Origin of the sequence: Paraburkholderia sp., from assembly GCF_024281035.1 — a bacterium.
Classification (GTDB): Bacteria; Pseudomonadota; Gammaproteobacteria; order Burkholderiales; family Burkholderiaceae; genus Paraburkholderia.
Genome location: NZ_JAMXLH010000076.1, coordinates 75324 through 95299, shown reverse-complemented (window position 1 = coordinate 95299; position 19976 = coordinate 75324). Strand labels below are relative to the sequence as shown.

Here is a 19976-nt window from a genome sequence, read left to right as displayed (position 1 = left end):
ACGATGTATAACGCTCAAGGAAAAATCGCGCAGGCCGACGTGCTGTCGAAATACGCGCCGCTCGTGCGGCGCCTCGGACTGCAGCTCGTGGCCAAGATGCCCGCCAGTGTCGACCTCGACGATCTGATCCAGGCCGGCATGATCGGCCTGCTCGACGCGGCCAACCGCTACAAGGAAGACCAGGGCGCGCAGTTCGAGACCTACGCGAGCCAGCGCATTCGCGGCGCGATGCTCGATGAGCTGCGCAGCAACGACTGGCTGCCGCGCAGCCTGCGCCGCACGTCGCGCGAAGTCGAGTCGGCCGTGCACCAGGTCGAGCAGCGCCTTGGCCGCGCCGCGAGCGAGACGGAGATCGCCGGTCATCTGAACATGCCGCTCGACGAATACCAGTCGATGCTGCAGGACCTGCACGGCAGCCAGCTCATCTACTACGAAGATTTCGATCGCTCCGCCGAAGACGAGCCGTTTCTCGACCGTTACTGCGTCGATCACACCGATCCGCTTTCGGCGCTCCTCGACGACAGCCTGCGCGGCGCGCTGATCGAGGCGATCGAGCGCCTGCCCGAGCGCGAGAAGCTGCTGATGTCGCTCTATTACGAGCGCGGCATGAACCTGCGCGAGATCGGCGCGGTGATGGAGGTGAGCGAGTCGCGCGTGTGCCAGCTGCACAGTCAGGCCGTCGCACGGCTGCGCACGCGGCTGCGCGAAATGGCGTGGGCGGGCACGGAGAACTAGGCGCGCGCCTGCTTCAATCGACCTTACCCTGCTGCATCCCCCGGCTCGATCCGGCGGTCCGAAAAACAAAAAGCCGAAGCGCAAAACGCTTCGGCTTTTTTTGTGCCGCCCGCGCGGTGCGCCGGCTCAGTACCCGAACGACGGCATCCGGCCATCCGGGCCGTACAGCATTTGCGTACTCTTGCCGCCGGTGTCGCCGCGCAGGATCGCGATCGAGCGGCGGTTATGTTCCATGCGCGTCTGGATCATCATGCCGACCGTGATGTTCGCGCGGCGCGCGCGCTCGGTCGAGCTCTTGAGCAGCGCCCACTGGCCCGCGAGGCGCGTGTCGTTTTCGCACGCCATCTCGATGCCCTTGCGGCCGCCCGGCAGCCCGAGCCCGGCGAGTTCGGCGTCGCGCACCTTTTCGAGGCCCGCGAGACACTGCGTGAGCACCGTTTTCTGCTCGACGATCTGCGGCAGTGTGTCCATGCCGTCCAGGCTGGTGAGCGCTTTCTGCTCGACGGCGAGCAGCGAGGCGAAAGCCTCGACCGCGGCGTGTTCGTCGATCAGCGTGGCGAGCAGGGCGTCTTTCATGGTTGAGCGAAAAAAGTCAGTTGCGGCGGCGGGTTCAGTTCGCCGGTCGCGCCGAGAGCAGATTGCGCGCGGTTTCCAGCACGCCGTCCGCGATCTTGCCCGTGTCGATTTGCAGGGTGCCGTTGCGGATCGCGTCCTTGATCGACTCGACGTGCGCCACGTCGATGTCGGCCGAGCCGCTCGCCGCGAGCGAACGCAGTGTCGACGACATCGCCGAAAGGCTCACGTTCGCGTCGCTGCCAGCGCCGCTTTGCGCAGGCGCGCCCGTGCTCGCGCTGCTGGTGCTGCCTGCGCTTGCGGTGCTCGCGGATTCGCCTTGCTGCTGCGTGCGCGCGAGGCCGTTTTGCAGCGAACGTGCGCTGTTGCGGGTGGTGGAGTCGACTTTCACGATGGGCTTCCTGATCGATTTGATCCTGATATCGGCAGGCGAAGGCCGAAACTTTAGCCCAAAACTTCAACCGTTACATGCTGTTACGTGCGCAAACGATCATATCTGGACCTGCACCGTGCCCGCGTCTTTCGCGACGCCCGTGATGATCTGGCCGCCGGCCGTGCGCACGCGCACCTGCTGGCCGGGCGCCGCGTTGTTGAGCGCGCTGCCTTCGGCGGAAATCGTGAAGTTGGCGCCCTCGGCGACCACGCGCACGGTTTGCCCGATGGTCACCGATTGCGCGCTGCGCAGCATGTCGGTGCGCAGCGGCAGGCCCGCCGAGATGCGCAGGAGCGCGAGCGCGCCCGTGGCCTGCGACGGATCGGTGATGACGGTGCGCGGCAGCGATGCGAGATCGCCCTCGCGCGGCACGAGATCGGCGACGGTCAGCACCTGGCTGGGCTCGATCTGGCGCGCGGCCGTGTAATAGGTGATGGCGACGGCCACGCGCGCGCTGACGAAGAGCGTCCACGGCTTCTCGCCGATGCAGCGCACGCCCACGGTCGTGCGGCCCCACGTGCGGGCGCCGGGCGGCATGAACGGTTCGAGCTGCGTGCAGGCGGCGAGGCCGCGCGGGAAGACCGGCGCGACGGTGACCGTGACGTGGCCCGGCAGGCCGACCGATTGTTGCTGAAGGAACTTGAGCGCGGCGGCGCGGATCACCTCGCCGTTCTCCTGGCCGGGCGGAACCGGCGCGGCCTGGGCGCTGGTCACGGCGTTCACGGCGCTCGCGGTGGTGTGTGCGTTCGCGTTTGCGTTGGCGCCCTTTTGCGCGAGCGCGGCGGCCGCGTAGCGCTGTATGGCGTTCGCACGCGCGTTGGCGGCGTTGATCTCCGCGCCGTCGGCCGGGTTACGGGTGGCGCTTGGGACGGCGTTCACGGCAGCGTTTGCCGTGGTGTTCGCGGCGCCCTCGCTGGCCGATGCCTCGACAACGACCGGTGCCACGCGGCTCGACGCCGTGCCGACGTTCACGCGCGGCAGCGGCGGTAGCGGCGGTACGTCGCGGCGCGCCGCGACGGCCGGCGCCGCCGGTGTGCCGGGCGCGGGGATCGTGACGATGTTGGGCGCTTCGCCCGGTGCTTGCGCCGCCTGGCGCTCGCCGGGACCGGGAATCGCGATCATGCCGGGGGGCATGGCGTTCTCGCGGGCGGCAGCCGGGGCATAGACGCTCGCCGCGGCGGCGGGTGCCGCGGACGCCGCGCCGCCGCGTCCCGGCGTATCGAGCATCGCGCCCATTTGCGCGGCATCGGCGCCACCGCGGTCGCCCGGGCCCGCAATATAGATCTGGCCGCCCGGCGTCTGCGCGAGCGCGCCGCCGCCACCGGCAAGCGCGCAGCACAACGCAGCGAGACGCACCGCAAGGCGCACCGCAAGGCGCACGCCATACACGCCACGCACGCCGCGCAGGCGACGCGGTGCGGCGTTACCGGGCGCGCGGGCAGAGGCAGTCTGCGGCATCGTCGTTCTCCATCTCAGGCATTGACACGCATCGCATTCTAGGCGGCCCGCCCGGCATGTTTGCGTCGAATAGAGGGGCGCTTCCCCGGCTATTCGTCCGATTGGTTCTTGCCACGCGCCCCTAAGATTCCACTCCATGCGAAAAGGTCTGCGCGTCGTGCGCACGCCTGCCGCCTCTCATTTCGTGTAACGGAGAACGCACGATGCTGGACAAACTCGACGCCGAATTCGCGTTCGGCCGCGAAGCGCTCGACGTGCGCGCCACCCGCCAGGCGCTGCTGTCCGCGAACATCGCGAACGCCGATACGCCGGGCTACCTCGCGCGCGACGTGGACTTTTCGGCGTCGCTCTCGGGCGCGCTGAGGCGCGCCGGGGCGACGGGCGCTTCGGGGATGTCCGGCTCGGCGGGGATGACCGGCATGGCGAATGCCACGGGCTCGATGGGCAGCGTGGGTCTCGCGGGCACGTCGAACGGCTCGGGCATTTCGGGGGGGACGGGCACGGCGGGCATGGGCGGCAGCAACGGCGTGCCGCTCGCGATGTCGCAGCCCGCGGGCGTGACGAGCGGGATGACGATGGCGTCCACGGAGTCCGGCCACATGGCGGGCAACGCGAAGCTGATCCCGACGGGCGGGCCGACCGAGCAGTACTCGAGCCCGGTGATGTACCGCAACCCGACGCAGCCCGCGCTCGACGGCAACACGGTCGATCTCGACACCGAGCGCGTGCAGTTCGCGGACAACGCGCTGCATTTCGAATCGGGCATGACCGTGCTCTCGCAACAGATCAAGACGATGCTCTCGGCGATCACGTCGGGTTCGAGCTAACGGGTTCGAGCCACGGTTCCCGGGCGCCGGGAAGCAGGACAGCAAAGAACGGCAGCAAGGCGGCAGTTAGCAGATAGCAGACAGCGCAGCAGGCAGCGCGACAGGAATACGTATTCCGTGAGGTCAATGAAACCATGCCATCCCTGATGAACATTTTCAGCGTTGCGGGCTCCGCCATGACGGCCGAGTCGCAGCGCCTGAACGTGACGGCGTCCAATCTTGCCAACGCCGACTCCACCACCGGCCCGGACGGCAAGCCGTACAAGGCCAAGCAGGTGGTGTTCGCGGTCGATCCGCTCGGCGGCTCGCGCACGGCGTCGGGCCAGCAGGTGGGCGGCGTGAAGGTGACGGGCGTGGTCGACGACCCGACGCCGATGAAAGAGACGTACGACCCGAGCAACCCGTCAGCGAACGCCGACGGCTACGTGACCATGCCGAACGTCGATCCGGTCCAGGAAATGGTGAACATGATCTCGGCATCGCGCTCGTACCAGGCCAACGTGGAGACGCTGAACACCGCCAAGGCATTGATGCTCAAGACACTGACGATCGGCACCTGAGCGGCGCTTTGTTCGCCCGATCAGGCAAACGTTAAGCCACGCACCAGGCCACGCACGACGCCACGCCCCACGCAACGGCACCAGAAACGCATCCGAGGAGAACACGTTGACCTCCAGCACCACTATCGGCGGCTCTTCCGCCACCGTGTCGCCGCAACTGCTCGACACGATGAACGGCACGAGCGCCAGCTCGGCCGGTTCGTCGTCGAGCAGCACGAGCGCAAGCAACCTGCAGACCACGTTCCTGCAACTGCTCGTCGCCCAGTTGACGAACCAGGATCCGACCAATCCGATGGACAGCTCGCAGATGACCTCGCAGCTCGCCCAGATCAACACGGTGTCGGGCATCAGCCAGCTCAATACGTCGCTCTCGTCGCTCTCGACGCAGCTCTCCGCGGGCCAGAACGCCCAGGCCGCACTGCTGATCGGCTCGTCGGTGCTCGCCCCGAGCAGCAGCGTGACGGTGTCGGGCGGCACGGTGCCGCAGCTCGGCGTCTCGGTGCCGGCGGCGGCCTCGGATGTGAAGCTCACGATCAGCGACTCGTCGGGCAAGATCGTCGGCTCGATCGACCTCGGGCCGCAGGCGGCAGGCACGGTTCCGGTTACGTGGAAGCCTGCGGACTCGTCGGGCAACACCCTCGCGGACGGCACATACAACATCACCGCGACCTCCACGATCAACGGCAACCCGGGCACGGCCTCCGCGCTCGTCGCGAGCCAGGTCCAGGCCGTGATGCAGCAAGCGGACGGCACCCCGAGCGTTTCGCTCGCCAACGGCAAGACTGTCCCGCTCACGAGCGTGGCCGGCATCCTCTGATCAAGACATAACGCGGAGCAGAAAACATGGGTTACCAGCAAGGTCTGAGCGGTCTCGCCGCGGCGTCGAACGATCTCGACGTGGTCGGCAACAACATCGCCAATGCGAACACCGTGGGCTTCAAGTCGAGCACGGCGCAGTTCGCGGACGTCTACGCGAACTCGGTCGCGACCGCAGTCAACATGCAGATCGGTCTCGGCGCGTCGATGTCGGAGGTTCAGCAGAACTTCTCGCAGGGCACGATCAACACGACGGGCCAGGCGCTCGACGTCGCGATCAACGGCAACGGTTTCTACCAGATGTCGAACAACGGTTCGATCACGTACACGCGCAACGGCGTGTTCAACCTCAACAAGAGCGGCTTTATCGTCGATGCCGCGGGCAACGATCTGATGGGCTACGCGGCGGGCCCGAGCGGCATCATCAACACGGCCCAGACAGTGCCGCTGCAGGTGCCGACCACCAACATCGCGCCGCTCGCGACGACGAACATCACCGCGCAGCTGAACCTGAATGCGCAGGCCACCAAGCCGACCACCACGACGTTCAACCCGGCCGATCCGACCAGCTACAGCTACTCGACCGCGGTCACGGCCTACGACACGCTCGGCGGCACAGAGCAGGTCAACATGTACTTCGTGCAGAGCGCCGTCGGGCAGGCCGAAGCCTACGTGACGTCGAACGGCAAGACGACGGACCTCGGCCAGATCGCGTTCAACTCGTCGGGTCAGATCTCGGGCTCGACGCTCGGCACCGGGGCCGCCGCGCTCGCGCCGGTCTCGCTCGCGACCGCGACGAACGGCTCGGGCTCCTTCACGTTCACCACGACGCCGACCGACGGCGCCGCCAATCCGCAAACCCTCACCATCGACTTCAAGGGCACGACCCAGTACGGCGGCGCGAGCGGCGTGAACAACCTCACGCAGAACGGTTATGCGAGCGGCACGCTCTCGAACTTCTCGATCGGCACGGACGGCACGATCACCGGCAACTACTCGAACGGCCAGACCATGGCGCTCGGCCAGATCGTGCTCGCGACGTTCAACAACCCGAACGGGCTCGTGAACCTCGGCGGCAACCAGTTCGAGCAGACGATCCAGTCGGGCGTCGCGCAGATCTCCGCGCCGGGCAGCACGAACCACGGCACGCTGCAGGGCGGTGCGCTGGAGCAGTCGAACGTCGACCTCACGAGCCAGCTCGTCGACCTGATCACCGCGCAGCGCAACTACCAGGCGAACGCGCAGACGATCAAGACGCAGCAGACCGTCGACCAGTCGCTGCTGCAGCTGTAAGCCACCCATCAGGCACTTGAGGCTCCGGGCGAACCATGGACCGATTGATCTACACAGCAATGACGGGCGCCACCCAGGCGCTCGAACAGCAGGCCGTCGTGGCGAACAACCTGGCGAACGTCTCGACCACGGGTTTTCGCGCGCACCTCGCCAACTTTCGCGACGTGCCGATGTCGTTCGGCGACGGCTCGACGGTCAACGACCAGACGACGCGTACGTTCGTGCTGTCGGCCACGCCCGGCGCGGACATGACGCCCGGCGCGATCTCGCGCACCGGCAATCCGCTCGACATCGCGATCCAGGGCGCGGGCTTCATGGCCGTGCAGACGGCTGACGGCAACGAGGCCTACACGCGTGCGGGCGATCTGCACGTCGATTCGAACGGCCAGCTCGTGACCGCCAACAACCTGCAGGTGATCGGCAGCGGCGGCCCGATCGCGGTGCCGCCGGGCTCGGCGGTGACGATCGGCTCGGACGGCACGGTCTCGGCCCTCGCGCCCGGAAGCCAGCCCAACGCGATCGCGATGATCGACCAGATCAAGTTCGTCAACCCGCCCGCGGGCACGCTCACGCGCGGCGACGACGGTCTCTTCCGCACGGCCGACGGCAATCCGGCCGATGCCGACCAGACCGTGCAGATCGCGACGGAATCGATCGAAGGCAGCAACGTCAATCCGGTGGCGGCGATGGTCTCGATGATCACCAACGCGCGCCAGTTCCAGATGCAGACGAAGCTGATGCAGACCGCCGACCAGAACGAACAGACCGCCAACCAGCTGCTCCAGTTCACCTAAGCATTGAGGGCTGCGCCGAGCGCGGCCCGACCGGGAGAAAAACACCGTGAATCGATCGCTCTACATCGCCGCTACCGGCATGAATGCGCAGCAGGCGCAGATGGACGTGATCTCGAACAACCTCGCGAACGTGAGCACCAACGGCTTCAAGGGCTCGCGCGCCGTGTTCGAAGACCTGATGTACCAGACGCTGCGCCAGCCCGGCGCGAACTCGACGCAGCAAACCGAACTGCCCTCGGGCAGCCAGGTCGGCACCGGCGTGCAGCAGATCGCCACCGAGCGCCTGTACACGCAGGGCAACCTGCAGCAGACCGGCAACTCGAAGGACCTCGCGATCAACGGCGCGGGCTTCTTCCAGGTGCAGATGCCGGACGGCACGACCAACTACACGCGCGACGGCTCGTTCCAGACCAACTCGCAGGGCCAGCTCGTGACCGCGAGCGGCTACCAGGTGATCCCGGCGATCACGGTGCCCGCGAACGCGACCTCGCTCACCGTCGGCAGCGACGGCGTGGTCACGGTCACGACGGCCGGTTCGAGCGCCAGCACGACGATCGGCTCGCTGCAGCTCGCGATGTTCATCAACCCGACCGGCCTGCAGTCGAACGGCGAGAACCTCGTGTCGGAAACGGCTTCGTCGGGCGCGCCCACGATCACGACGCCTGGCCTGAACGGCTCGGGCACGCTCAACCAGGGCTACATCGAATCGTCGAACGTGAATGTCGTGCAGGAACTCGTGAACATGATCGAGACCCAGCGCGCGTACGAAATCAACAGCAAGGCCGTCAACACGTCGGACCAGATGTTGCAGACGCTCACCCAGATGCAGGTTTGATGCTGACGGAATCGAGGCGGTGGAATCGAGGCGGTGAATAGCATGGCGGCACGTATCAACCTTTGCATGCGCGCGACGGCCCTCGTGGCCGGCGCTGCCCTGCTCGCGCTCGGCGGTTGCGCATACATCCCCAACCGGCCGCCGATCACGCAGCAGCCGATGACGGCCGTGCCGCCCGCGCCGCCGGTGAACATGTCGCCGGGCTCGATCTACAACCCGGGCTACGCGGGCCGGCCGCTCTTCGAGGACCAGCGCCCGCGCAACATCGGCGACATCCTCACGATCGTGATCGCCGAAAACATCAACGCGCAGAAGTCCTCGGGCGCCAACACGAAGCGCGGCAGCACCACGAATTTCACCGTGCCGAACGCGGGCTTCGCGCCGGGCGTCTTCTCGCGCATGAATCTGGACGCGACGGGCGCGAACCAGTTCGACTCCACGGGCGGCGCGAAGGCGTCGAACACGTTCAACGGCGTGATCACCGTGACCGTGACGAACGTGCTGCCCAACGGCAATCTCGTCGTGTCCGGCGAGAAGCAGATGCTCATCAACCAGGGCAACGAATACGTGCGCTTCTCCGGCGTCGTCAACCCGAACACCGTTGCCGGCGACAACTCCGTGCTCTCCACCGACGTCGCCGATGCGCGCATCGAATACTCCGCGAAGGGCGTGATCGACGAGGCGGAGACGATGGGCTGGCTGCAACGCTTTTTCCTGAACATCGCGCCATGGTGACGATCCGCATCAAGCAGGCGCGCCGCTCGCGCGCAAAAGACATGTTCGCCGCGCTGCGCATAGTGGCCCGCTGCCTTTCCTGTCTTTTCGCCTGTGCGGCGCTCTTCACGCTCGCCACGCCCGCGCGCGCCGAGCGCGTGAAGGACCTCGCGACGTTCCAGGGCGTGCGCGACAACCCGCTGATCGGCTACGGCCTCGTCGTGGGCCTCGACGGCACCGGCGACCAGACCACCCAGGCGCCGTTCACGACGCAGACGCTCGCGAACATGCTCGCGAACCTCGGCATCTCGATCAACAACACGTCGAGTGCGAACGGCGCGGCGTCGCAGACGCTCAACAACATGCAGCTCAAGAACGTCGCCGCCGTGATGGTGACGGCGGTGCTGCCGCCGTTCGCGCGGCCGGGCGAGCCGATCGACGTGACGGTTTCGTCGCTCGCGAACGCGAAGAGCGTGCGCGGCGGCACGCTGCTGCTCACGCCGCTCAAGGGCGCGGACGGCCAGGTGTATGCGCTCGCGCAGGGCAACGTGGCGGTGGGCGGCGCGGGCGCGTCGGCCAACGGCAGCAAGGTGCAGGTGAACCAGCTCGCGGCAGGACGCATCGCGGGCGGCGCGATCGTGGAGCGCGCCGTGCCGTCGCCCGTCGCGCAGCAAGGCGGCATCCTGCAGCTGGAAGTGAACGATATGGATTACGACACGACGCAGCGCATCGTGGCGGCCATCAACAACATGTTCGGCTCGGGCACGGCCATGCCGCTCGACGGACGCACGATCCAGGTCCGCGGCCCCGCCGATCCGTCCGCGCAGGTGGGCTTCATCGCGCAGATCCAGAGCCTGAACGTGCACCCGGCCCAGCCTGCGGCGAAGGTGATTCTCAACGCGCGCACCGGCTCGATCGTGATGAACCAGATGGTGACGCTCGATAGCTGCGCGGTGGCGCACGGCAACCTCTCGGTCGTCATCAACACGCAGACCGTGGTGAGCCAGCCCGGCGCGTTCTCGAACGGCAACACGGTGGCGGCGCGCCAGTCGCAGATCCAGTTGAAGCAGGACAACGGATCGCTCAAGCTCGTGACGGCGGGCGCCAATCTGGCCGAAGTCGTCAAGGCGCTCAATGCGCTCGGCGCGACACCGGCGGACCTGATGTCGATCCTGCAGGCGATGAAGGCGGCGGGCGCACTGCGCGCCGACCTCGAGATCATCTAAGGATCGTCAAAATGGACAGCTCGAAGATCGACAACAATCTCGACATCACCAACCGCTTCGCGCTCGACGTTCACGGCTTCGACGCGATGCGCGCGGCCGCGAACGCCGCGCCGCAGCAGGGCGTCAAGATGGCGGCGAAGCAGTTCGACGCCGTCTTCACGCAGATGATGCTCAAGAGCATGCGCGAAGCGACGCCCGACGACGGCCCGCTCGATTCGCGCGACGGCAATACGTTCATGTCGATGCTCGATCAGCAGCTCGCGCAGCAGATGTCGAACAAGGGCATCGGCGTCGCGAACGCGATGCTCAAGCAGCTCACGCGCAGCATGGGCGGCGCGGCGCTTGGCGCGGACGGCGGCGAGGGTGCGGGCGGCGTGGCCAACGCGCTTTCGGGTCTCGCAGGCTCGGGCGCGGGCGCGGGTTTGGGTGCAAGCGGCAGCGCGGGCAACCTCGCGATGCTCAACGCGCTCGGCCGCGCGTACGGCAACGCGGCGGCCAACGGCGCGCTCGCGAACGGCCGGGGCTACGGCGGCAACAGCGCGCTCATGCCCGCGGTGCACGGCAACGGCGACGCCTCGGCGGACGCGTTCGTCGACAAGCTCGCCAACGCCGCGCAGCAGGCGAGCGCATCGACCGGCATCCCGGCACGCTTCATCATCGGCCAGGCCGCGCTGGAGTCGGGCTGGGGCAAGCGCGAGATCAAGAAGGCGGACGGCTCGGCGAGCCACAACGTCTTCGGCATCAAGGCGTCGAAGGACTGGACCGGCAAGACCGTCTCGACGGTCACGACCGAATACGTGAACGGCGAGCCGCACCGCGTGGTGGCGAAATTCCGCGCGTACGACTCGTACGAAGACGCGATGGCCGACTACGCCACGCTGCTCAAGAGCAACCCGCGCTATGCGTCGGTCATCAACCATTCGCACAGCGCGGAAAGTTTCGCGCAGGGCATGCAGCGCGCGGGTTATGCCACCGATCCGCACTACGCGCAGAAGCTCCTCTCGGTCATGCAGCAGATGAGCTAAAGGCCTGTTCGCAGCAGCAACGGGCTTGCGAACGCACCTCGCCGAAGCGCAAACGTTGCCTGCACGACGATCCCGCCACGATGGCCGCAAAGCCATGCCAGCTGGATTTTTTGCCGGATTTTTTTGTGGCGCGCCCTAAATTTTCCCGTCATCCTGCCGCTAATGCAGACGAGATGGGTAAGTACAAGGGGCGGCGCACGCTGCCCGAATGGCGCGCTCTGGGTCCGTCTCACGCGCGCCGGCACGTCCACGAAATACCGGCAGGCCGATGAATACCGTTCAGTCGAATCAACAGGAAGAAGTGGGGGGCGAAGAAGACGTCCCCGAATTCGCACGACGCAATCCGCTCGAAGTGGGCGTGCAATTGCGCAACCTCGTCAATCGCGGGGACTTCCTGACTCTTCAGTACCGCGGGGGGCAGATCGTCACCCGCATTCTCGATGTCGATACGCGAAACCAGACGTTCGTGTTCGACTGGGGCGCGCTCGCCGAGCAGAACACCGGCGTGCTCAACGCCGATCAATGCGAATTCCATGCGTCGCCCGAGGGCGTGCGCGTGCAGTTCACGACGCGCACGCCGCAGCGCACCGACTACGAAGGGCGGCCCGCGTTCATCGCCTCGTTCCCCGAGGTGCTCTACTACATTCAGCGCCGCGAGTACTTCCGCGTCGATACGCCGGTGATGGATCCGTGCATCTGCCGCGGCGTGCTGCCCGACGATGCGCCTTTCACCTACGTCGTGCACGACATCTCGCTCGGCGGCGTGGGCCTGCGCACGACCGATCCGCGCGCCGAGGCGATCGGCATGGGCGTGCATATTCCGGACGTCGAACTGGATCTGCGCTCGTACGGCAAGCTGCGTGTCGATCTTGCGCTCGTCGTGCGTCGTTTCATCGACTTGCCCAATGGCGAGCGCCGCTATCACCTCGGCTTTCGCTTCGAACTGCTGCCCGGCTCGACCGAAAACAGCCTCCAGCGCTACATCACGCAACTCGAGATGAAGCGCCGCTCACTCGCGCGCGCCTGACGCCCGCATCGAGGCACGCCGCCGCGCCCCTGGGCGGTGTGCCTTGACCTCTTCGACGCCAAACGTTTTCCGCGCGTCCAGACACTCAATTTTCGCGACGTCCTGCCGTTATACGGGTAGTCCACCACGCGGTCGCATCGAGGCGGCCGGAGGTTCACGAGGATCACGCATGACCACGAATATCTTTTCGATCGGCTTGAGCGGTTTGCAGGCGGCCCAGATCGGCATTGCGACGTCGAGCGAGAACATCAGCAACTCGACGACCGCCGGTTACAACGTCGAAAGGCCGGACTATGCCGAGTCGAATGGCCAGAACACGGGTTCGGGTTATCTCGGCAACGGCGTCACGACCCAGTCGGTGGAGCGCGCCTACAGCCAGTACCTCACGACGCAGCTGAACAACGCGCAGGCCACCAACAGCTCGATCACGGCTTCGTACACGCTCGCGCAGCAGCTTTCGAATCTCGTCGGCAGCCCGACTGCGGGCATCGCCGCGTCGATCACGTCGTTTTTCTCGGGACTTCAGAACGTCGCGAACTCGCCGAACGACTCCGCGGCGCGTCAGACCGCGCTCTCCGATGCGCAGACGCTCGCCGACCAGATCAACGCCGCGGGCCAGCAGTACAGCCAGATGCGCCAGAGCGTGAATACGCAGCTCTCGGAAGCGGTCACGCAGATCAACAGCTACTCGAAGCAGATCGCGGACCTCAACACGCAGATCACGGCTGCGAGCGCGACGGGCCAGCCGCCGAACCAGTTGCTCGACCAGCGCGACCTGGCCGTGGCGAACCTCTCGAAGATGGTCGGCGTGTCGGTGGTGCAGAACAGCGGCGGCTACAGCGTGTTTCTCGGCAACGGCCAGCCGCTCGTGGTGAGCGCCCAGAACTACAACCTCACGACGCAGCCTTCGAACAGCAACGGCGCCGAACTGAGCGTGGCCTGGGCCGGCGGCGCGGGATCGAACACCACGCCGCAGCAGCTCACCTCCGCCGCGCTGCAGGGCGGCACGCTCGGCGGCCTCGTCTCGTTCGTCACGCAGACGCTCGATCCGGCGGAAGCCAAGCTTGGCGCGATTGCGACCAGTTTCGCGGGGCAGGTCAACGCGCAGAACGCGCTCGGCCTGAACCTCGGCGGCACCGCGGGCATTGCGCTTTTCAACGTGAACCCGGCGCTCGTGACCGGTCACTCGACCAACACCGGCAACGGGGTCGTGACGGTGGCGCTCACCAACCAGTCGCAGCCGACCACGGACACCTACACGCTGGGCTATAGCACGGCTTCGGGCACCGGCACCTACACGCTCACCGACACGACGACGAACCTGTCGTGGACGACCACGACGGCGCCGAGCACGACCACGCCGTTCGCACCGGCGGGCAGCGGCCTGAGCATCACGTCGACGGGCACGATGAACAGCGGCGACGCCTACACGATCCAGCCGACGGGCAACGCGCTCGACAGCTTCTCGCTCGCGACGACCGATCCCGCGGCGATCGCGGCGACGGCGCCCGTGCTGGTGTCGGCGAGCGTCGGCAACACCGGCTCGGGGAGCGTCACGGGCGGCACGGTCACGTCGGGCTATGCAGTGCCCGCGACGCCGTTCCAGGTCACCTACAACGCCGCGACGGGTACGCTCACGGGCTTCGCCACCGGCACGACGATCACGTATTCGACGCCGGGCTCGAACACGACGACCTCGGTGACGATCAACCCGCCTGGCGTGACGGGCGTGCCGTACAACCCGGCCACCGGTAACTCGTACACGATCACCGATCCGACCGACGGCGTGACCAACGTGAGCTTCACGATGACGGGCACGCCCGCCAACAACGACAAGTTCACGATCGCGGCGAACCCCGGCGGCGCGCAGGACGGCCGCAATGCGCTGCTGCTCGCGAACCTCACGTCCAGCACGACCTTCAACGGAACGGCCACGCTCACGAGCGCTTACGCGAGCTACGTGAATTCGATCGGCAACACGGCGACGCTGCTCCAGGCGAACAGCACGTCGCAGCAGTCGCTCGTTTCGCAGATCACCTCGCAGCAGCAGTCCGTGCAGGGTGTGAACATGGACGAAGAGGCAGCAAAACTGCTCCAGTATCAGCAGCTCTACCAGGCGAACAGCAAGGTCATCCAGACCGCGGCTTCGCTCTTCCAGACCCTGATCGGCATTATTCAGTAAGGCGCTGACCCATGCGTATCGCAACTTCCGAGATTTACTCCACGAGCCTCGCGACGATGGAGAACCAGCAGTCCCAGCTTCTGCAGATCGAGCAGCAGGTTTCGTCGGGCGTGGCGATCTCGAACCCCGCCGACAACCCGCTCGGCGCAGCCCAGGCCGTGCACCTCTCGTCGACGAGCGCGGCGCTCACGCAGTACGCGTCGAACCAGAGCACGGCGCTCACGTCGCTGCAGATCGAGGGCACCGCCCTCACCAACATCACGACCACGCTGCAGGGCATCAATTCGATTGCTTCGGAGGCACTCGGCGGCTCGTTGAACGATACGAACCGTGCCGCGCTCGCCAAGCAGATGGAGGGTTACCGCAACGAGCTGCTGTCGTACGCCAACGCGAGCGACGGCCAGGGCAACATGTTGTTCTCGGGCTTCCAGAAGACGTCGCAGGTGTTCACCGACACCGCAGGCAAGGGCGCTACGTACAACGGCGATTCGGGCCAGCGCGTGATTCAGGTGAACGACACGCGGCAGATCGCGATCGGCGACTCGGGCAGCTCGGTGTTCATGAGCGTGCAGCCGTTGGGCTCGCAACAAGTTCCGGCCGGCAGCGCGACCAACACCGGCACGGGCGTGATCGGCGCGGTCACGGTGACCGATCCGACTGCGGCCACGAACGGCGACAGCTACTCGATCGGGTTCGCGAACGACCCCGTCACGAACGCCCTGACCTACACCGTGACCGACAACAGCGCCGTTCCGCCGACGACCACGCCGGCCACGCCGTACACGGACGGTGCGTCGATCTCGCTCGGCAGCGGCATGAACGTGACCATCTCGGGTACGCCGTCGGGTGTCGTCACGCCGCCCGCCGTCGTGGGCGATTCGTTCACGGTGACGCCGGCCACGGCCTCCGCCAACACGAATGTGTTCACCACGATCGACAACATGATCGCGGCGCTGAACCAGCCGTCGCAGAACAACGCCACGGCCACGGCCACGTACACCAACGCGATGACGACCGGCATGGCCGCGCTCAGCAATTCGCTGTCGAACGTGATCACGATCCAGGCTTCGGTGGGCGGACGCGAACAGGAACTGCAGGCACTGCAGACCGTGACGTCGAACAACGCGCTGCAGACCACGACGGACCTCCAGACCCTCATGAGCACGAACATGACGGCGGCGATCAGTCAGTACACGCAGGTCCAGAGCGCGCTCTCGGCATCGCAGAAGACTTTCGCGCAAACCCAGCAGCTCTCGCTGTTCCAGTACATCAATCCCTGATCCCGGGGAGGGCGCGGCGCGTGCGGCATGCGCGCGCCGCGCCGACCGCCGCATGCGCTCAGCCCGCGGGCCGCAGCGCCGCGGCCACGCGGCCCATTTCGTCGATGCCGCTGTCGAACAGGCGCGCGAAGAACGGGATCATGTTCGGCACCATCATGACGATGAGCAGCATGCCGGTGATCATCGTGAGCGCGAAGCCGATCTGGAAAATACCGATCTGCGGCGCGGCGCGGTTCAGGATGCCGAGCGAGAGGTTGGTGATGAGGAGCGCGACCACCACGGGCAGCGCGAGCAGGAGGCCCGAGGCGAACACGACCGAGCCCCAGTTCGCGAGAATGCGCCAGCCCGGCGCGCCGAGGATGTTGGCCGAAATGGGCACCGATTCGAACGACGCGACGAGCGCCGCGAGCATCTGCAGATGGCCGTCGAGGATCAGGAACGTCAGCATCGCGAACATGTTGAGCAGGCTCGAGAGCGCGGACGTATTGGCCGAGGTCTGCGGATCGAAGAAGGTGGCGAAGCCGAGGCCCATGCCGAGCCCCATGATGTCGCCCGCCGCGGTCACGACCGCGAACACCACCTGCATCGTGAAGCCGAGCGCGACGCCGATCAGAAACTGGTTCACGATGATCCACACGCCTTCGGCTGAGAAGACCGTCACGTGCGGCATCGCGCCGAGCGTGGGCGCGACGATCAGCGTGATGAAGCCCGCGAGGCCGATTTTCACGCGCGTTTGCACCACGCGCTGGCCGAGCAACGGCGCGACCGCGATGAGCGCGAGAATGCGCGTGAACGGCCAGAGGAACGCGGTGAGCCAGCCGTTCAGCTGCGCATAGGTGACCGAGAACATCGAGTGAAAAAACGCGGGCGGCGGCGTGCGCCGCCTAGTTGGCGAGCGACGAAATGCTCGAGAACATGCGGTGCATGTAGTCGAGCATCGTCGTGAGCATCCACGGCCCGGCGATCACGAGCGTCACGAGAATCGCGATGAGCTTCGGGATGAACGAGAGCGTGGATTCGTTGATCTGCGTGGCCGCCTGGAACAGGCTCACCACGAGACCCACCGTGAGCGACACGAGCAGGAGCGGCGCGGCCAGCATGATCGAGATGAGCATCGCCTCGTGGGCGAGCGTCATGACCGATTCGGGCGTCACAGGCAGTCCTCCTTACACGAAACTCTGCGCGAGCGAGCCGAGCAGCAGTTGCCAGCCGTCGACGAGCACGAACAGCATCAGTTTGAACGGCAGCGATATGGTTGCGGGTGAAACCATCATCATACCCATCGACATCAGCACGCTCGCCACCACCATTTCGATGATCAGGAACGGGATGTAGATCGTAAAGCCGATCTGGAAGCCGGTTTTCAGCTCGCTCGTGACGAACGCCGGCACGAGCAGCGTGAGCGGCACGTCCTCGGGGCCCTGCATCGGCGCCGCGTGCGAGATGCGCGCGAAGAGCGCGAGATCCGATTCGCGCGTCTGGCGCAGCATGAACGTCTTGAACGGCGCGACGCCGCGCGAAACCGCCTCGTCCATCGGCAGCGTGCCGGCGGAGAAGGGCTTGTAGCCGTCGTTATACGCCTTGTCGAGCACCGGCGACATCACGAACAGCGTCAGAAAGAGCGCGAGGCCCACGAGCACCTGGTTGGGCGGCGTGGTGGTCGTGCCGAGCGCCTGGCGCAACAGCGACAGCACGATGATGATGCGCGTGAAGCTCGTCATCATCAGCACCATCGCGGGCAGGAACGACAGCATCGTGAGCAGCAGCATCGTCTGCACGCTCAGCGAGTAGGTCGTTCCTCCGTTCGGGCCGGGAGCCGAATTGAAGGCGGGCAGGCCGGCGGCCTGCGCGTGCGCGACATGCGGCAGCACGAGCGCCAGGGCGGCCGCGCCGAGGATCAGCGCGAACGGCATGGCCGATTTCACGAACGACCCGGCGAACAACCTGGAGAATGAGCTGGAGAACGACCTGGCGAAGGATCTGCCGAAAGACGGGCGGCGCGCACGCGCGGCCGTCTGAAGCGCACGCCCTTGTGCCGCGTCGAGGGAACTGCTGTCCATTTACTGCGCTCCGCCGTCGTGACGCCTGAATCGTTTACCCGCTTCGCTTTTCAGCGCGTCACGAAAGCGCTGTCCGAAGCCGCCCTGCAGTGCGGGGCCGGTTTGCGCCGCATCCGGCACGGTGCCGGCGGGCATGGTGTGCAGCAGACGCACGTTGCCGGGCGCCGTGCCGAGCACGAGCCAGGTGTCGCCGATCTCGACGACGGACACGCGCTCCTTGCCGCCGAGCGACGCGCCGCCCACCGTCTTCACGAGCGCGCCGCCGGACATGCCGTGCAGGCCGAGCCGGCGCGCGAGCCACGCGCAGCCGAACACGATGCCGATCACGAGTACAAGGCCGAACACGGTTTGCAGCACGGCGCCGAAGCCGAGCGAAGGCACCGCGCTGCCCGCGCCGAGCGCATTGGCCGAAGAAGCGGCGGAAGCGGCGGAGGCGCCCGAAGCGGCGAGGGCGGCGGCCTGGTTCACCGCGTTGAGATCGGCGGCGTGGGCGGCGAGCGGCGACGCCGCGAGCACCATGACAAGCAATGCCGGGAGCACTGCGGTGCATGCGAGCGACGAAGCGAATGCCTGCGCGGCGCGGCGAACCGCGCCATGCCCTGCCAGCGGGTTCATCGGTTGAGCTTCCGGATCCGCTCGGAGGGCGTGATGATGTCGGTCAGGCGGATGCCGAACTTGTCGTTGACCACCACGACTTCGCCCTGGGCGATGAGGCAGCCGTTCACGAGCACGTCCATCGGCTCGCCTGCGAGACCGTCGAGTTCCACGACCGAGCCCTGCGCCAGCTGAAGCAGGTTGCGGATCGCGATCTTCGTGCGGCCGAGTTCGACGGTCATCTGGACGGGAATGTCCAGAATCATGTCGATGTCGTTGTGCGTCGTGGTCGACGTCACCTTCGAAAGCGGCTGGAATACGCCGGCGGCCTCCGCGGGCTGCGTCGTGGCGACCTCATTGCCGTTCTGCTCGGCGAGCGCGGCCGCCCAGTCGTCGAGCCCCTGCTCCTCGTCGGGCTGCACGGCGGCTCCGGCACCGGGTTCGAGCACCGGCTCGTCTGCGGGCGTGGCGTTCACGTCACTCATCTCTACCTTCCTTCATCGTGTCGGCTGCGCTGATCATTTTCTGGACCCGCAACGCATATTGACCATTGAAAATTCCGTAGCCGCATTCCATCACCGGCACGCCGTCGACCTTGGCGACGATGTGCTCGGGAATGTTGAGCGGCAGCACGTCGCCCGCCCGCATGTTCAGGATCTGCTCGAACGTGATCGGGAACTCGGCGAGATCGGCGGTGAGCTCGACTTCCGCGGCCTGCACCTGCTGCGAGAGCACGCGCACCCAGCGGCGGTCCACGTCGAGCACGTCGCCCTGGATCGGCGAGGAGAGCACGTCGCGCATCGGCTCGATCATCGAGTAGGGCAGGCAGATGTGCAGCGTGCCGCCCGTCGGCCCGAATTCGATCGAGAACTGCGTGACGATCACGATCTCATTGGGAGTGGCAACGTTTGCGAACTGCGTGTGCATTTCGGAGCGCACGTATTCGAAATTCAGCGGCCGCACGCTCTTCCACGCCGTCGTGTAGTGCTCGAACACGAGGTTGAGCAGCTTGCCGATAATGCGCTGCTCGGTCTGCGTGAAGTCGCGCCCTTCGACGCGCGTATGAAAGCGTCCGTCGCCGCCGAACAGGTTGTCGACCACGAAGAACACGAGGTTCGGGTCGAACACGAACAGCGACGTGCCGCGCAGCGGCTTGACCTGCACGAGGTTCAGGTTCGTCGGGATCGGCAGGTTGCGCGTGAACTCGGCGTACTTCAGTACCCGCACCGGTCCCACCGAAATCTCGGCGGTGCGGCGCATGAAGTTGAAGATGCCGACGCGCAACAGACGCGCGAAACGCTCGTTGATGATTTCGAGGCCGGGCATCCGGCCGCGCACGATGCGTTCCTGCGTCGCGATGTTGTACGGCCGGACGCCCTTGCTGTCTGAACTGTTCGACTCGTTGTCGACTTCACCGGTCACGCCCTTGAGGAGGGCATCGACCTCCTCCTGGGACATGAACTCGCTGTGGCCCATGCTCATGATGCGTGGCTCTCCCCGCAGTGGACGCGGCGCGCCAGCACTTCGCGCAGCGTGCGTGGCTG

The 19976-nt window shown here is 66.4% G+C and carries 21 protein-coding genes and 1 pseudogene; 13 read left to right on the top strand and 9 right to left on the bottom strand.

Features of this window, described 5'->3' with window-relative positions; translation table 11 throughout:
* Positions 1-3: 3 nt before the first annotated feature.
* On the top strand, positions 4-735 hold the full coding sequence (locus Q0L30_RS24365; protein ID WP_296663036.1) for an RNA polymerase sigma factor FliA: 732 nt from the start codon (positions 4-6) through the stop codon (positions 733-735).
* Positions 736-861: 126 nt separating this feature from the next.
* Here Q0L30_RS24365 and Q0L30_RS24360 read toward each other — a convergent pair whose 3' ends face one another.
* From Q0L30_RS24360 to flgA, 3 genes are all read right to left on the bottom strand, one after another.
* Positions 862-1311 carry a flagella synthesis protein FlgN gene (locus Q0L30_RS24360; protein ID WP_296663033.1) on the bottom strand — a complete coding sequence of 150 codons (450 nt, stop codon included), beginning with the start codon at positions 1309-1311 and terminating at the stop codon, positions 862-864.
* Between the two features lie 34 nt (positions 1312-1345).
* Positions 1346-1699, bottom strand: coding sequence for a flagellar biosynthesis anti-sigma factor FlgM (gene flgM / locus Q0L30_RS24355; protein WP_296663031.1), 354 nt, complete (start codon positions 1697-1699; stop codon positions 1346-1348).
* Between the two features lie 99 nt (positions 1700-1798).
* Positions 1799-3199 carry a flagellar basal body P-ring formation chaperone FlgA gene (gene flgA / locus Q0L30_RS24350; protein ID WP_296663028.1) on the bottom strand — a complete coding sequence of 467 codons (1401 nt, stop codon included), beginning with the start codon at positions 3197-3199 and terminating at the stop codon, positions 1799-1801.
* A 203-nt stretch (positions 3200-3402) separates the two neighbouring features.
* Here flgA and Q0L30_RS24345 point away from each other — a divergent pair, with 203 nt between their 5' ends.
* The 12 genes and pseudogenes from Q0L30_RS24345 to flgL all read left to right on the top strand — a co-directional run bounded on the left by Q0L30_RS24345 (position 3403) and on the right by flgL (position 15778).
* On the top strand, positions 3403-4026 hold the full coding sequence (locus Q0L30_RS24345; RefSeq protein ID WP_296663025.1) for a flagellar basal body protein: 624 nt from the start codon (positions 3403-3405) through the stop codon (positions 4024-4026).
* A 134-nt stretch (positions 4027-4160) separates the two neighbouring features.
* Positions 4161-4586, top strand: a complete 426-nt coding sequence (flgC, locus tag Q0L30_RS24340; protein WP_296663021.1) for a flagellar basal body rod protein FlgC — start codon at positions 4161-4163, stop codon at positions 4584-4586.
* A gap of 106 nt (positions 4587-4692) precedes the next feature.
* Positions 4693-5403, top strand: a complete 711-nt coding sequence (locus Q0L30_RS24335; protein WP_296663018.1) for a flagellar hook capping FlgD N-terminal domain-containing protein — start codon at positions 4693-4695, stop codon at positions 5401-5403.
* Positions 5404-5429: 26 nt separating this feature from the next.
* On the top strand, positions 5430-6695 hold the full coding sequence (gene flgE / locus Q0L30_RS24330; RefSeq protein WP_296663015.1) for a flagellar hook protein FlgE: 1266 nt from the start codon (positions 5430-5432) through the stop codon (positions 6693-6695).
* A gap of 35 nt (positions 6696-6730) precedes the next feature.
* Entirely contained in the window at positions 6731-7489 is a 759-nt protein-coding gene (flgF, locus tag Q0L30_RS24325) for a flagellar basal-body rod protein FlgF (RefSeq protein ID WP_296663011.1), read from the top strand.
* Between the two features lie 46 nt (positions 7490-7535).
* Positions 7536-8324 (top strand): flagellar basal-body rod protein FlgG, encoded by a 789-nt coding sequence (gene flgG / locus Q0L30_RS24320; protein ID WP_296663010.1) that lies wholly within the window; start codon positions 7536-7538, stop codon positions 8322-8324.
* A gap of 66 nt (positions 8325-8390) precedes the next feature.
* Positions 8391-9059 (top strand): flagellar basal body L-ring protein FlgH, encoded by a 669-nt coding sequence (flgH, locus tag Q0L30_RS24315; protein WP_296663100.1) that lies wholly within the window; start codon positions 8391-8393, stop codon positions 9057-9059.
* A 122-nt stretch (positions 9060-9181) separates the two neighbouring features.
* Positions 9182-10264: pseudogene (locus tag Q0L30_RS24310) on the top strand (flagellar basal body P-ring protein FlgI); the annotation flags it as partial.
* Between the two features lie 11 nt (positions 10265-10275).
* A complete protein-coding gene (flgJ, locus tag Q0L30_RS24305) occupies positions 10276-11289 on the top strand; it encodes a flagellar assembly peptidoglycan hydrolase FlgJ (protein WP_296663007.1) in 1014 nt (337 codons plus the stop codon).
* A 268-nt stretch (positions 11290-11557) separates the two neighbouring features.
* Positions 11558-12316 carry a flagellar brake protein gene (locus tag Q0L30_RS24300; RefSeq protein ID WP_296663005.1) on the top strand — a complete coding sequence of 253 codons (759 nt, stop codon included), beginning with the start codon at positions 11558-11560 and terminating at the stop codon, positions 12314-12316.
* 169 nt (positions 12317-12485) lie between these two features.
* Entirely contained in the window at positions 12486-14498 is a 2013-nt protein-coding gene (gene flgK / locus Q0L30_RS24295; RefSeq protein ID WP_296663003.1) for a flagellar hook-associated protein FlgK, read from the top strand.
* Positions 14499-14509: 11 nt separating this feature from the next.
* Complete coding sequence (gene flgL, locus Q0L30_RS24290; RefSeq protein WP_296662999.1) at positions 14510-15778, top strand: flagellar hook-associated protein FlgL; 1269 nt, start codon at positions 14510-14512, stop codon at positions 15776-15778.
* A 58-nt stretch (positions 15779-15836) separates the two neighbouring features.
* On the opposite strand, the gene fliR is transcribed toward flgL, so the two are convergent.
* From fliR to fliM, 6 genes are all read right to left on the bottom strand, one after another.
* Positions 15837-16628 carry a flagellar biosynthetic protein FliR gene (fliR, locus tag Q0L30_RS24285; protein ID WP_296662997.1) on the bottom strand — a complete coding sequence of 264 codons (792 nt, stop codon included), beginning with the start codon at positions 16626-16628 and terminating at the stop codon, positions 15837-15839.
* 34 nt (positions 16629-16662) lie between these two features.
* On the bottom strand, positions 16663-16932 hold the full coding sequence (fliQ, locus tag Q0L30_RS24280; RefSeq protein WP_293035497.1) for a flagellar biosynthesis protein FliQ: 270 nt from the start codon (positions 16930-16932) through the stop codon (positions 16663-16665).
* 12 nt (positions 16933-16944) lie between these two features.
* Positions 16945-17691 (bottom strand): flagellar type III secretion system pore protein FliP, encoded by a 747-nt coding sequence (fliP, locus tag Q0L30_RS24275; protein ID WP_296662993.1) that lies wholly within the window; start codon positions 17689-17691, stop codon positions 16945-16947.
* 147 nt (positions 17692-17838) lie between these two features.
* Positions 17839-18357, bottom strand: coding sequence for a flagellar biosynthetic protein FliO (gene fliO / locus Q0L30_RS24270; protein WP_296663095.1), 519 nt, complete (start codon positions 18355-18357; stop codon positions 17839-17841).
* Positions 18358-18449: 92 nt separating this feature from the next.
* Entirely contained in the window at positions 18450-18917 is a 468-nt protein-coding gene (gene fliN, locus Q0L30_RS24265; protein WP_296662990.1) for a flagellar motor switch protein FliN, read from the bottom strand.
* Positions 18910-19908, bottom strand: coding sequence for a flagellar motor switch protein FliM (gene fliM, locus Q0L30_RS24260; protein WP_296663092.1), 999 nt, complete (start codon positions 19906-19908; stop codon positions 18910-18912). The genes fliN and fliM overlap by 8 nt, the downstream gene beginning before the upstream one ends.
* Positions 19909-19976 lie beyond the last annotated feature (68 nt).

Bases quoted from the DNA above. Each gene is read 5' to 3' on its own strand.
- Q0L30_RS24345 (WP_296663025.1), top strand. From the start codon at position 3,403: ATGCTGGACAAACTCGACGCCGAATTCGCGTTCGGCCGCGAAGCGCTC.
- flgA (WP_296663028.1), bottom strand. From the start codon at position 3,199: ATGCCGCAGACTGCCTCTGCCCGCGCGCCCGGTAACGCCGCACCGCGT.
- Q0L30_RS24360 (WP_296663033.1), bottom strand. From the start codon at position 1,311: ATGAAAGACGCCCTGCTCGCCACGCTGATCGACGAACACGCCGCGGTC.
- fliO (WP_296663095.1), bottom strand. From the start codon at position 18,357: ATGGTGCTCGCGGCGTCGCCGCTCGCCGCCCACGCCGCCGATCTCAAC.
- flgF (WP_296663011.1), top strand. From the start codon at position 6,731: ATGGACCGATTGATCTACACAGCAATGACGGGCGCCACCCAGGCGCTC.
- flgJ (WP_296663007.1), top strand. From the start codon at position 10,276: ATGGACAGCTCGAAGATCGACAACAATCTCGACATCACCAACCGCTTC.
- fliP (WP_296662993.1), bottom strand. From the start codon at position 17,691: ATGCCGTTCGCGCTGATCCTCGGCGCGGCCGCCCTGGCGCTCGTGCTG.
- flgL (WP_296662999.1), top strand. From the start codon at position 14,510: ATGCGTATCGCAACTTCCGAGATTTACTCCACGAGCCTCGCGACGATG.
- flgE (WP_296663015.1), top strand. From the start codon at position 5,430: ATGGGTTACCAGCAAGGTCTGAGCGGTCTCGCCGCGGCGTCGAACGAT.
- fliM (WP_296663092.1), bottom strand. From the start codon at position 19,908: ATGGGCCACAGCGAGTTCATGTCCCAGGAGGAGGTCGATGCCCTCCTC.
- flgK (WP_296663003.1), top strand. From the start codon at position 12,486: ATGACCACGAATATCTTTTCGATCGGCTTGAGCGGTTTGCAGGCGGCC.
- fliN (WP_296662990.1), bottom strand. From the start codon at position 18,917: ATGAGTGACGTGAACGCCACGCCCGCAGACGAGCCGGTGCTCGAACCC.
- flgC (WP_296663021.1), top strand. From the start codon at position 4,161: ATGCCATCCCTGATGAACATTTTCAGCGTTGCGGGCTCCGCCATGACG.
- Q0L30_RS24365 (WP_296663036.1), top strand. From the start codon at position 4: ATGTATAACGCTCAAGGAAAAATCGCGCAGGCCGACGTGCTGTCGAAA.
- flgH (WP_296663100.1), top strand. From the start codon at position 8,391: ATGCGCGCGACGGCCCTCGTGGCCGGCGCTGCCCTGCTCGCGCTCGGC.
- fliR (WP_296662997.1), bottom strand. From the start codon at position 16,628: ATGTTCTCGGTCACCTATGCGCAGCTGAACGGCTGGCTCACCGCGTTC.
- Q0L30_RS24300 (WP_296663005.1), top strand. From the start codon at position 11,558: ATGAATACCGTTCAGTCGAATCAACAGGAAGAAGTGGGGGGCGAAGAA.